The organism is Lujinxingia litoralis (genome assembly GCF_003260125.1).
In the GTDB taxonomy this organism is placed as follows: domain Bacteria; phylum Myxococcota_A; class Bradymonadia; order Bradymonadales; family Bradymonadaceae; genus Lujinxingia; species Lujinxingia litoralis.
Genome location: NZ_QHKO01000004.1, coordinates 21,684 through 32,840, shown reverse-complemented (window position 1 = coordinate 32,840; position 11,157 = coordinate 21,684). Strand labels below are relative to the sequence as shown.

The following is an 11,157-nucleotide window of genomic DNA, read 5'->3' as shown; positions in this document are numbered from 1 at the left end:
AGATCGATTTTGTTCGGGATCAAAGTTTTTTGCCCGAAAGGATCTTTCCACAGCGTTTCCACAGGTCGCATAAAAAAGCCCTCCCGCAGGGGAGGGCGTTGAGTGAAGGAGTTTGCCAGACGATCGCCAGGGATACTTTGCACTTTAGGCGAGCGCTGGAAGGGCCGCGGCTTAACGAGCGGTCTGAGAAAGGGGCAGGTAAGCTACCGCTTTCATTTCGATGGCCAGGTTCGGGTGGGGCAGCTGATGTACCGCCACGGTGGTGCGGGTGGGGCCGGTGTCGGCGTCGAAGAAGCGGTTGTAGGCCTGGTTGTAGCCCTCAAAATCGTTCATATCGATGAGGAAGGTCGTGATGTCGACCAGGTGTTCCAGCCCGGCGCCGGCTTCTTCCAGGATGCGGGCGATGTTCTGAATGACGGCTTCGGTCTGGGTGGCGATGTCGCGAAGGATGGTGCCATCGGCGGCCCGGGTTACCCCGACATGTGTGTTGTCGGGGCGTCGGCAGGAGACCCCGGAGACAAAGATCAGATCGCCCACACGGCGCGCGTGCGGGTAGTGGGCCAGGGCCTGAGCGCGGTCATTGAGAATGTAGGGAGTGGAGCTCATGGGAGGCCTTTTAGGAGAAATCAGAGCTTGATGCAGATGTTTCGGGTCTCGGTGTAGAAGTCCAGCGAGTGGGTGCCGCCTTCGCGGCCGATGCCGCTGAGTTTAACGCCGCCAAAGGGTGTGCGCAGATCGCGCAAAAACCAGGTATTCACCCACACCAGTCCCACATCCATTCGGGCGGCGACGCGGTGAGCCCGGCGAAGATCGTGGGTCCAGATGGCCGCGCAGAGCCCGTAGTCGGAGTCATTGGCCAGCGCCACGGCCTCCTCTTCGGTGTCGAAGGGGTGGATGTGGCAGACCGGGCCAAAGACTTCTTCGCGGACCGTGCGGGCGTCGGGAGCGAGACCGGTCCAGATGGTGGGTTCGACGAAGGCGCCCTCTTTGAGGGCGCCGCCCAGCTCTGGGATGCCACCGCCGGTGATGACCTCGGCGCCTTCGCTTCTGGCGAGCTCAAAGTAGCTTAAGACTTTGTCGCGGTGGGCCTGACTGATGAGAGGACCCATCTGGGTGGCTTCATCGAAGGGGTCACCCACACGCAGACCGCGGGCCCGGGCGGCGAGTCCGGCCACGAACTCCTCGAAGATGGGGCGTTGCACGTAGACGCGCTCCGAGCACAGGCAGACCTGGCCGGTGTTGGAGAAGGTGGAGCGCGCGGTGCCGTCGATGGCCTCCTGGAGGTTGGCGTCGGCAAACACGATCGCGGCGTTTTTTCCACCGAGCTCAAAGGAGATGTTGCGCACATGCGGGGCGCAGGCTTCCATGATGGCGCTGCCGGTGCGCGACTCTCCGGTGAAGGTGATCGCGTCGATATCAGGGTGGCGGGTGAGCGCTTCGCCGGCCGAGCCCGGTCCGGCGCCCTGCACCACGTTGAAGACTCCGGGGGGAATCCCGGCTTCGTTGAACACCTCGCCAAGGAGGGCTGCGGTCGAGGGGGTTTCTTCGCTGGGTTTTGCCACGACGCAGTTTCCGGCCGCCAGCGCCGGTGCCACCTTCCAGGTGAGTAGCAGCAGGGGCAGGTTCCACGGTGAGATCACGCCGACCACCCCCAGGGGGCGCCGGATGGTGTAATTGAGGGCGCCGCGGCCGTCGGGAGTATCGGTCTCAAAGGCCGCGCTGTGCTGGCCGCGCATGAGGTTGGCAAAGAAGCGAAAGTTTGCGGCGCCGCGGGGGATGTCGATCCGAGAGGCAAAGCTGGCGGGCTTTCCGGTGTCGAGCATCTCGGCCCGCAGAAACTCGTCGAAGCGTGCGAGAATGCCGCTGGCGACGCGCTCCAGCGCGTCGAGGCGGGCGTTGAGGCTCATCTGGCCCCAGGGGCCCTTGAACGCGCGGCGAGCGGCTTCGACCGCGCGGTCGATATCCTCCGGGGAGCCTTCGGCGACCTGGCCAATAACCTTGCCGGTGGCCGGGTTGATGTTGGGGAAGTAGGAGCCCTGGAGAGGTTCGACGTACTGGCCGTCGATGAAATTGAGGATTTTTTTCACGTCGAAAACGCCTTCAAAAGCCTAAAATCAGGTCGAATTATTCGTCGAGTAAGCTCATCTGGCCCGGCGGTGCCTCTTTTTTACCGGCGCTCTCCCCGGAACTTTTGGCAGGTTTAGGTCGCGCTTTGTTGGGCCAGCCGCCCACCGGATGCAGGTCGCCGATGCGACTGAGGCGAAAGACCCGCTCATCGCGGCGCAAATGGCAGTAGGCGTGGAGGTAGGTTTCGGCCTCCAGGCTAATGGGGGTGATGCGTCGCTGAGTTAGTTCGCCGCGCCCCCGGCTGTAGTAATGCATCTCCAGGTCGACGCCGCCGTGAATGGCCCACCGAATCAGGTCGGTGCGGCTGGCCGCCGGGTTGAGCTCGCCGGGGTTCTCCGCGCGATCGGGGCTCCAGTCGGGGTCGATGGCGCTGCCGATCCACAGGAGGATCTCGTAGGCTTCGACCTCGATGTCCATGACCTCTTTGGCGCCGAAGGTGGCGAGCACCTTGCGCAACACCTGGTCCAGGGCCCGGGAGTTGACTCGGCTGGCGCCATGCTCGCGCAGGTTCTCCAGGAGCAGGCAGGCCAGGGCCACCGCGCCGCGCTCCTCGGCGGTGCGCAAGAGCACGTCGCCGGGGGCTTCGGGGAAGGTGAGCGGATCGTCTTCGTTATTTCGGGCTGACGCCCGTGCCAGCCGCTCGGCGATTCTGCCGCGGATGGTCGGGATTTGAATGGGTCCATCGCCCACAGCGCGACTCCTGGCTGGTGGGAGTGAGGGCCGGCGAACACGTCTGCCGACCGGAGCATGAGAGGCACTTTATCAGGGGTTGTCGTCTTCTTCGAGCGGCCCCGGGGCAGCTGAATCCTGTCCGCGGGCCAGGCGCTCGAACTCCTCTTCGAGCGAGGCCTCATCGGGGTCGATCAGGCCGCCCTGGCGAACCTGTTCGAGCAAGGCCTCAGCGCGCTCGACCTCGGCGCCATCGGGGCGACGGGCCTGACGGATAAGCAAACGTTTCTTGGCCTGAAGAAGTTCCAGCTCTTCGCGGGTCGCGTGGCCCCGGGCGCGCAGGGCATCGACGCGTTCGGTGGCCTGGGCGGCCAGCTCGGCGTGTCCCTTCTCTTGGGCCAGAACGACGCGGCGCTTCCAGGTGGCGAACTCGTCACGCAGTTGTTCGAGTTCGGCCTCCACGCGCTTCTCTTCGCGAATCAGGTAGGCCATCTCGGGGTGGTACGACGCATCCATAAGCTCTCCCTTGTCTCGCAGCCTGGCGAGCGTATTGCCAGAAAGTAAACACCGCGCCGGCTTGCGGTGGGGGGGCACATTGACTAAAAGGTCCGGCGCGCACGCCGGCGATGTCCGCGGGCGTTTAGCGTATGAGAATCCTGAGTAAAACACGTCCCTCGCACCGAAGAAACTATCATGAGCGTCTCCGCAGGCATTGTCGGACTCCCGAACGTGGGCAAGTCGACCATTTTTAATGCGCTGACCCGCGCCGAGGCGCAGTCGGCCAACTACCCCTTCTGCACGATTGATCCCAACGTGGGCATCGTGCCCGTGCCCGACGCCCGGCTCAAGACCATTGAGAAGTATGTGCCGGCCAACAAAATCATCCCGGCGGTGGTGGAGATCGTCGACATCGCCGGGCTGGTGCGCGGCGCCTCTCAGGGCGAGGGGCTGGGAAACAAGTTTTTAGCCAACATTCGAGAGGTCAACGCGATCCTGCACGTCGTGCGCTGCTTCGACGATGAGAACATTACCCACGTGGAGGGTGGTGTCGATCCGGTGCGTGATGTCGAGATCATTGAGACCGAGCTGATTCTGGCCGATATGCAGACGGTGGAGCGTCGCCTGGAGAAGGCCCGTCGCGCGGCCAAGGCCAATGACAAGACCGAGCGCGCGCGCGTGGAGGTCCTGGAGAAGGTCCTGGCCGAGCTCAACGAGGGCACCAGCGCGCGTGCCATCGAGCTGAGCGAGGAAGAGCTCAAGCTCACTCGCGACAGCCACCTGCTCACCGACAAGCCGGTGCTCTATGTGGCCAACGTCAGCGATGATGACCTGGAGGGCAACAACCCTCACGTGGGTCGCCTGCGCGAACTCGCTGCGTCGCAGGGGAGCGGCGTGGTCGTGGTCTGCGGTGCGATTGAGGCCGAGCTGGTAGAGCTGGAAGAAGAAGAGCAGATGGAGATGCTCCAGGGGCTGGGCATTGATGAGCCCGCGCTCAATGTGCTGATTCGGGCGACCTACAGTCTGCTCGGACTGCAGGCCTTCTTTACGGCTGGCGAGCAAGAGATCCGTGCCTGGACCATCCCGGTGGGAGCGACTGCGCCGCAGGCCGCGGGCGTGATCCATACCGACTTTGAAAAGCGCTTCATTCGCGCCGAGGTGTACACGGTCAACGACCTGGAGACCTACGGAGATGAGGCGGGGATTCGCGCTGCGGGCAAACTGCGCCTGGAAGGCAAAGAGTACGTGGTCGCCGATGGCGACATTCTGCACATTCGCCACAACGCGTGACGCCTTCCCACACCGCTGAACTCGCCGCCAGGCTTCGGGAGCTGGCGGCAGCCGATCACACCACGCGCCAGGATTTGCTGGCGCGTGGTGAACTTTTTGACGGCTATCATCCCGAGATGCGCGCGGTGCATGAAGCCAACGCCCGCGCGCTGATGGCGATCCTGGATGCCGACGGCTGGCCACGGGTCGATGAGGTTGGCGAGGAGGCCGCGTCAGCGGCCTTTCTGGTGGCCAGCAACGCCATCAGCTGCCCCGAGGTGCAGCAGCGAGCGCTGGCGTTGATGGAAGCGCTGCCTGCGGAGCAGGCGCGCCCGCGGGAGGTTGCCATGTTGGGTGACCGCATCCGTTTTAATCAGGGGCGCCCTCAGCGCTACGGCGCGATCATCGACTGGGATGACCAGGGGCGCCTGGGGCCGGGCCCGCTGGAGGATCCCGAAGGGGTGGAGGCTCGGCGCGCCCGGGTGGGGCTGGAGCCCTTGGCGCAGGTGATGACCCGTCTTCAGCGTCGTGCAGACGAAAAAGGCGACGAGCCGCCCGGAGATTGGGCGGCCCGTCGCCGTCAGATGCACGCTTTCTTTGTGAGCTGCGGCTACCGCGAGCCCTAGCAGATGGGCTTGCCGCAGTCGGCCATGTTCTCGTGCAGGCCTTCCAGCGTGTAGGCCGGCTTGCGACGGAAGTCGTGCGTGGCCTCAATGGCGCGTACGGTCCCGGATTTAGAGCGCATCACCAGGGAGTGGGTTTCGCAGCCGCCGGCGAAGAAGCGCACGCCGCGCAGGATGCTGCCCGAGGTCACCCCGGTGGCGGCGTACACGATCTCGCCATGGGCCAGATCGTGGATGCCCATGAGGGCCTCGATGTCGCGATCGCCCATGATGCGGCGAGCGCGCTGGCGCTCCTCATCTTTGTAGAACATCAGACGGCCCTGGATCTCGCCACCCAGGCATTGTAGGGCGGCCGCGGCCAGCACGCCCTCGGGGGCGCCGCCGATGCCAAACATGATGTCGATGCCACTCTCGGCGCGGCAGGTGGCGATGGCCGCGTCGACATCGCCATCTTCGATCAGGCGAATGCGGGCTCCGGCCTGCCGAATGGCGGCGATCAGGGCTTCGTGGCGCGGGCGGTCCAGGACCATGGCGGTGAGATCTTCAACCCGCACTCCGCGAACCTCGGCCAGGCGGTGGAGGTTCTCCTGTGGGGAGGCGTCGAGCTCAATGACGCCGCGGGCCTCCGGCCCTGCGGCGATCTTCTTCATGTAGATGTCGGGCGCGTTTAAGAAGCAGCCATGCGGTGCCATCGCGATGACCGCCAGCGCCCCCGGACGGCCGTAGGCGCAGAGGTTGGTGCCCTCCAGCGGATCCAGGGCGATGTCCATCTTCGGATCGCGTTCTGCGCGCCGCCCCACCTCTTCGCCGATGTAGAGCATGGGCGCTTCGTCGCGCTCGCCCTCTCCAATGACCACGGTGCCGTTGATATGCATCGTGTCAAACGCCGCGCGCATGGCGCTGACGGCCATCTGATCAGAGTAGGTCGGATCGCCCTGACCCATGGAACGGGCCGAGGCGATGGCGGCGGCTTCGGTGACGCGCACAAGTTCCAGCGCGAGGTTGCGATCATCCATAGGAGTCATAGGAGTCATCCTCAAAGTTGGGGTCGCCAGGGGGGCTTACCAGACGCCTTAAAAGCGCCGCTGCTGGTCCACGGTGCCACCTAATCTGGGCACAGCAGGCCCCAATGCCATAGCGAAGCCCGGGCCTTATTTAAAGTGCAAGCGGTCGGGCAGGGCTTCTTGCTGAAGCGTGCTGAGTTCGCCAATACCCTTTTCGGCCAGGTCCAGCAGCGCGTTGAGTTCGGCGCGGGTGAAGGTGGCTTCTTCGCCGGTGCCCTGAACCTCGATGAGACGACCGGAGCCGGTCATCACCACGTTGAGATCGACATCGGCGGCGGCGTCTTCGACGTAGGGAAGATCGAGCAGGGCGCGGCCTTCGAGCATCCCGCAGCTGATCGCGGCGACCGAGTCGGTCAGGGGAAGGGCGGCGATGACGCCCTCTTCGAGCAGCGTGTCACAGGCCAGCGCCAGCGCGACGTAGGCGCCGGTGATGCTGGCGGTGCGCGTGCCGCCGTCGGCCTGAAGCACGTCACAGTCCAGGTAGACGGTGCGCGGGCCGAGCTTTTCCAGGTCGGTGACCGCGCGCAGGCTGCGACCGATCAGGCGCTGAATCTCCTGGGTGCGGCCGCTCAAACCTCCCCGGCTCACCTCTCGCCGAAAGCGCGGCGAGGTGGCCCCGGGCAGCATGGAGTACTCGCCGGTGACCCAGCCGCGGGTGTTGCCCGGGCGGTCCATCCAGCGCGGTACGCGCTCGTCGACGCTGGCGGTGCACATCACGGTGGTGCGCCCAAAACGCACGAGCACCGAGGCCGCGGGCATCTCGGTGAAATGGGGCTGGATCGATACCGGACGAAGTTCATCGACGGCGCGGCCGTCAGAGCGGGCGGTCATGGGGAGCTCCTCTGCGCAGAGCGTGGAAGGGATAAAAAAGTGCCCGCGCGTGGCGGGCATCGGCAGCTGGCAGGTTCAGGGAGCTAGCACAGCTCTTAGGGCTGGTCGAGCACCCGGGCCATTTCGTCGTCGAAGGCATCAATGGCGTCGACCAACGCGTTGACCACCCGCTGACGGTGGGCGCGCTGCACCAGCTCCTGGCCTTCGCCGGGGTGGGTGAGAAAGCCGGCTTCCACCACCACTGCCGGCATATGCGCGCCGCGCAGCACGCCGAAGTTGGCCTGTTTGACGCCGCGATCGATGGAGTCCAGGTGGGTGCGAAAGCCATTTTGCACGCAGTGAGCCAGGTGCCCGCTGAGCTGGTGCTGGTGGGCTCGCATCAGATCGCGCTGAATGAAGATCAGGTCGTCGCCGTGCTGGCCCACCAGGCGGGCACCTTCCACCGGGGATTCCACCGCGCCGCCCTCGGCGCTGGCGAGCATCGGGCTCTGCTCCTGCTGCTCTCCTGGGGTGACTTCTTCGGGGGTTAAGAAGAAGGTCTCGTAGCCCAGCGCGCGGTTATGAACCGCGGCGTTGTAGTGCAGCGAGAGGAAGAGGTCGGCCTCGGCCAGGTTGGCCAGGTGCACGCGCTCCGAGAGTCCCATCGAGGTATCCCAGTAGCGGGTCATCACCACGCGCACCTCGGGGTAGCGGGCTTGAATGGCCTCCCGCAGGTGGTAGGCCAGCTCCAGGGTCAGGTGCTTTTCGCGGATGCCGGCCACGCCGATGGCCCCGTGGTTCTCCCCGCCGTGTCCCGGGTCGAGCACGATGGTGCGCACGCGCTCCAGCTCGGCCTGTTGCGGCGGCGGGGTGGTGCGATGGGCGGCCAGGCGGGCCTGATCGCGCAGCGCGACAACGCTGGAGAGATCGATGCCCCAGAGCGAGCCGGGGTGTGCGGCGGCAGGCTGGGCACCGAGTACAAGCGCCAGCCCACAGGCCAGCGCGCCGACAATGCTGGAGATCTTAAGGTTCACGTGCATGCTCCCTGAAAACGTCACCGTCCGTGGTTCCGAGTTTCGTGCAGGGCAGCGTAACAGTCTGTGCACAGAGCGCAAAAAAAAGGCGGCCCACTTTCAAGGGCCGCCTCACTCCCGCCGGGGAGTCGTACGTCGTATGCCGCGGGTGTGTTCGCCTCAGATCCGCAGGCGCAGCCCCAGGTTCACGTCGACGTTAATCGAGGTGTCGGGGAAGAGGACCATCACGTAGGTGTCGGTCACAAAGTCCAGATGCCCGGAGAGAGGCACGTAGAAGCCCCCGCCAAACCCGAAGTGGGCCCAGCCGGTGCGTACGGTGTCGCGGATGTAGCAGAAGGGCACGCCGGTGGACTCATCCTGGAAGATGTCGCGATTGTCGCAGACGCCATCGGAGCGCATCGCGTTGTGCTTAAGGCGCAACCAGTTGCGCACGCGCCCGATCCCCAGGCCCACCGAGGAGTAGAAGCGGGGAGCTCCCAGCGAGATGTCGCGCTGGTATTTGATGCCCAGCAGGCAGTCGCCGGGCAGGCCCAGCCCGAAACACTCTTCTTCGTGCTCCCAGAAGGGCGCGTCGGTGTCGATGCTGCCCTCGACCAGGGTGGAGAAATCCTGGGCCGGCGAGAACTGCCAGCGCCAGTAGGCCCCCACGCTGTTGCGTTCGGTGAGGCGCCAGCCCAGGTCGAGTTTGGCGTGGGCAAAGGCGGCGACAAAGCCTGGGGTGACCTCGCGATCGATCTGAGCGGTGGGAGTGGTGCCGCTGGTCAGAAAGCCCACGTCGGTGCCGCCGAGCAGCGTGGCGTAGAAGCCGCTTCCCAGTGCGTTCTCGTCGTCGGAAAGTTCCAGGGGCTCCTCATCAGCGGGCGTCACCTGCGCGACCGGGGCCGGGGAGGGCGCCGGGGCCTCGGTGCCACTGCCCATCACCGAGATGCGGTGAGGGTTGGTGGTGCGCCCGCTGCTAGCGACGACGTCGCCGGTGCGGTCGACGGCTTCGATGTAGTATTCGATCTGGCTGGTGCGCACGTGGCTGGCGTCCAGCGAGAAAGCAAAGCGGGTGTTGCTGGAGGGGGTCATCTCCGAGCGGGTGAAGTCGTCTTCACCGAAGCGGCGGTGATGCACAAAGACGCGAAAGACCGGCAGAGTCTCGTCGACGAAGGCCTCAAAGAGCACGGCCTGGCCGGCGTTGGCTCGCGCGATGGGGCGGTGCTCCATGGGCTGGTCGGCGTCGGGCTGGGCGTTCTGGTCATGCTGCGTCGGGGCGGGCTCGGGGGGCTTTGCTCGCCGGCGCGCACGTTCAAAAATCTGGCCGAGTTCGGGGGTCTCATACACCGGGAAGAGCACCGAGTTGGGGTCGGTTTCCAGCGCGGCAACAAAGGCCTCCTCGGTCATGGCTTCGTCGCGGGTGGCGGCAAAACGCACGATGCCCAGCATCACGTAGGCGCGGGCGACCGCCGGGGTGCGCAGGTTGTTGCGGGCGGCCACGACGACGGCTTCTTCGAGGGCCTGCTCGGCCTCCTCGATCATGAGCATGTCGTAGTCTTCCATGGCCTGGTCCAGCAGGGCGGAGACCTGCGAGTCGGCCGCGTCCTGCGCGTGAGCCGGGGCCGCAGCGCTCAGGCTGATGGCGCCCACGGTGGCGGTGGCCAGCAGGCCACAGGTCAGGAATGCACCGAGGCGGGCAGTGAAGGCGGGATAAACCATGGGAGTGTACCGGGTGTGGCGCGACCCGGCGGCCCGCTCCTGAGGAGCCGACCGCCGGGAGTGATTCAGCGGCTGGTGATGTGGATCTCGACGCGACGGTTATTAGCCCGTCCTTCTTCCGTCGAGTTGTCGTCGATGGGGCGAGTGAGGCCAAAGCCCACAGCTTCCATGCGCATCGCGTCGATTCCGCGCTCGATGAGGAAGGTGCGTACGCTGGCGGCACGATCCTGGCTCAGCTGCATGTTGTAGCTGGCGCGGCCGCGGCTGTCGGTGTGGCCTTCCACCCGGATGGTGATGTTCGGGTTGTCGCGCAGGATCTGGGCGACCTGGTTCAGCAGCGGGTAGCTCTGCGGCAGAATGTCGGCCTTGGCCGTGGCGAAGTACACGCGCTGGTTGAGGCGGATCTGGTCGCCTTCGACCTCGGCGAGCTTGGGCTCTTCGGGTTCGTCGACCGGGCAGCCGGCGTTTTCGATCGGACCGGGCTCAAAGGGACACTCGTCCAGGATGTTGGGGATGCCGTCGTTGTCGACGTCTTCGACCGGGCAGCCCGTCTCATCCTGGAAGCCGATGAACTCCACGGGTTGCGTGGGGCACTGGTCGTTGATGTTGAGGATGCCGTCGCCATCGAGGTCGAGCATCGGGCAGCCCTGCTGGCCGGAGAAGCCATCGACGTCGCCGGCGATGTCCGGGCAGAGGTCGTTGAGGTCGGCCACGCCGTCCTGGTCGTTATCGTTATCGGGGCAGCCGTCTTCGTCTTCGAAGCCATCGTAGTCTTCGGCCTGGAAGGCACAGCGATCGCGGGCGTCGGGGATGCCGTCGCCGTCGGCGTCGGTGGTGAAGTCGACCGGGGCTTCGACCACGTCGATGGTCTCGGCGACGTCGATGTCCAGGGCCAGGTCTTCGGGCAGGCACTCCTCGTAATCGGAGAGCTTGTCGGCCTTGCGGGAGTTCTCTTCGGCGAGCTTGAGGTGGCGATCGGCGCGGGTGAAGTCCCCGCGGCTAAGCTCGTAGAGGCCGAACTCTACCTGGGCCTGGGCAATCGCGATCTCCTCGGGCGCGCAGTTGTAGGCGCGCGGGTAGATCGACTCGTTGATGGCCTGGATCTCTTTGGCCTGACCACGCAGCTTGGCGCCGGTGGTGCAGCCAGTGGAGGAGGCCAGCATCATCACGCAGCTACCAAGGAGCAGGGCGAAACGCATCGTCGACTTCTGGGGGTTCATCGAGCACGACCTCGTTGGACCGGCGCCCCGCATGATGCATGTCCCTTAAAAGGTGGGTGAGCACCGGAGGGACAAAGAGCGAAACGGCCTAAAAACAACAGCCGGGCGCTCGCCAGAAAGGAGGCGACGCCCGCACACATTAAGA

11 protein-coding genes are annotated in these 11,157 nt (G+C 65.3%); 2 read left to right on the top strand and 9 right to left on the bottom strand.

The window, feature by feature from the left end:
• Positions 1-171: 171 nt before the first annotated feature.
• From DL240_RS09780 to DL240_RS09765, 4 genes are all read right to left on the bottom strand, one after another.
• The gene (locus DL240_RS09780; protein WP_111729709.1) at positions 172-606 is read right to left on the bottom strand and encodes a RidA family protein; all 435 of its coding nucleotides are present in this window, start codon (positions 604-606) and stop codon (positions 172-174) included.
• A 20-nt stretch (positions 607-626) separates the two neighbouring features.
• Positions 627-2,087, bottom strand: coding sequence for a 2-hydroxymuconic semialdehyde dehydrogenase (locus tag DL240_RS09775; RefSeq protein WP_111729708.1), 1,461 nt, complete (start codon positions 2,085-2,087; stop codon positions 627-629).
• A 37-nt stretch (positions 2,088-2,124) separates the two neighbouring features.
• On the bottom strand, positions 2,125-2,817 hold the full coding sequence (locus DL240_RS09770; protein WP_111729707.1) for a helix-turn-helix transcriptional regulator: 693 nt from the start codon (positions 2,815-2,817) through the stop codon (positions 2,125-2,127).
• A 72-nt stretch (positions 2,818-2,889) separates the two neighbouring features.
• Positions 2,890-3,312, bottom strand: coding sequence for a hypothetical protein (locus DL240_RS09765; RefSeq protein ID WP_111729706.1), 423 nt, complete (start codon positions 3,310-3,312; stop codon positions 2,890-2,892).
• A gap of 177 nt (positions 3,313-3,489) precedes the next feature.
• Between DL240_RS09765 and ychF the strand changes: the two genes are divergently transcribed.
• Complete coding sequence (gene ychF / locus DL240_RS09760) at positions 3,490-4,584, top strand: redox-regulated ATPase YchF (RefSeq protein ID WP_111729705.1); 1,095 nt, start codon at positions 3,490-3,492, stop codon at positions 4,582-4,584.
• Complete coding sequence (locus tag DL240_RS09755; protein ID WP_111729704.1) at positions 4,581-5,189, top strand: DUF6624 domain-containing protein; 609 nt, start codon at positions 4,581-4,583, stop codon at positions 5,187-5,189. Before ychF ends, DL240_RS09755 begins: the two co-directional genes overlap by 4 nt.
• Here the strand turns inward: DL240_RS09755 and glpX are convergent.
• The 5 genes from glpX to DL240_RS09730 all read right to left on the bottom strand — a co-directional run bounded on the left by glpX (position 5,186) and on the right by DL240_RS09730 (position 11,012).
• Positions 5,186-6,202, bottom strand: a complete 1,017-nt coding sequence (glpX, locus tag DL240_RS09750) for a class II fructose-bisphosphatase (RefSeq protein WP_111729703.1) — start codon at positions 6,200-6,202, stop codon at positions 5,186-5,188. The two genes, DL240_RS09755 and glpX, sit on opposite strands and share 4 nt — an antisense overlap.
• Positions 6,203-6,337: 135 nt before the next feature.
• Positions 6,338-7,081 (bottom strand): ribonuclease PH, encoded by a 744-nt coding sequence (rph, locus tag DL240_RS09745; RefSeq protein WP_111729702.1) that lies wholly within the window; start codon positions 7,079-7,081, stop codon positions 6,338-6,340.
• Between the two features lie 95 nt (positions 7,082-7,176).
• Positions 7,177-8,094, bottom strand: coding sequence for an N-acetylmuramoyl-L-alanine amidase family protein (locus DL240_RS09740; RefSeq protein ID WP_158542469.1), 918 nt, complete (start codon positions 8,092-8,094; stop codon positions 7,177-7,179).
• Between the two features lie 159 nt (positions 8,095-8,253).
• Positions 8,254-9,792, bottom strand: a complete 1,539-nt coding sequence (locus DL240_RS09735) for a hypothetical protein (RefSeq protein ID WP_111729700.1) — start codon at positions 9,790-9,792, stop codon at positions 8,254-8,256.
• A gap of 65 nt (positions 9,793-9,857) precedes the next feature.
• Positions 9,858-11,012 (bottom strand): OmpA family protein, encoded by a 1,155-nt coding sequence (locus tag DL240_RS09730; protein WP_158542468.1) that lies wholly within the window; start codon positions 11,010-11,012, stop codon positions 9,858-9,860.
• Between the last annotated feature and the right edge of the window lie 145 nt (positions 11,013-11,157).

Excerpts from the sequence above, each read along its gene's own strand:
- DL240_RS09780 (WP_111729709.1), bottom strand. The coding sequence starts at position 606 with ATGAGCTCCACTCCCTACATTCTCAATGACCGCGCTCAGGCCCTGGCC.
- DL240_RS09765 (WP_111729706.1), bottom strand. The coding sequence starts at position 3,312 with ATGGATGCGTCGTACCACCCCGAGATGGCCTACCTGATTCGCGAAGAG.
- ychF (WP_111729705.1), top strand. The coding sequence starts at position 3,490 with ATGAGCGTCTCCGCAGGCATTGTCGGACTCCCGAACGTGGGCAAGTCG.
- glpX (WP_111729703.1), bottom strand. The coding sequence starts at position 6,202 with ATGGATGATCGCAACCTCGCGCTGGAACTTGTGCGCGTCACCGAAGCC.
- rph (WP_111729702.1), bottom strand. The coding sequence starts at position 7,081 with ATGACCGCCCGCTCTGACGGCCGCGCCGTCGATGAACTTCGTCCGGTA.
- DL240_RS09735 (WP_111729700.1), bottom strand. The coding sequence starts at position 9,792 with ATGGTTTATCCCGCCTTCACTGCCCGCCTCGGTGCATTCCTGACCTGT.
- DL240_RS09730 (WP_158542468.1), bottom strand. The coding sequence starts at position 11,012 with ATGAACCCCCAGAAGTCGACGATGCGTTTCGCCCTGCTCCTTGGTAGC.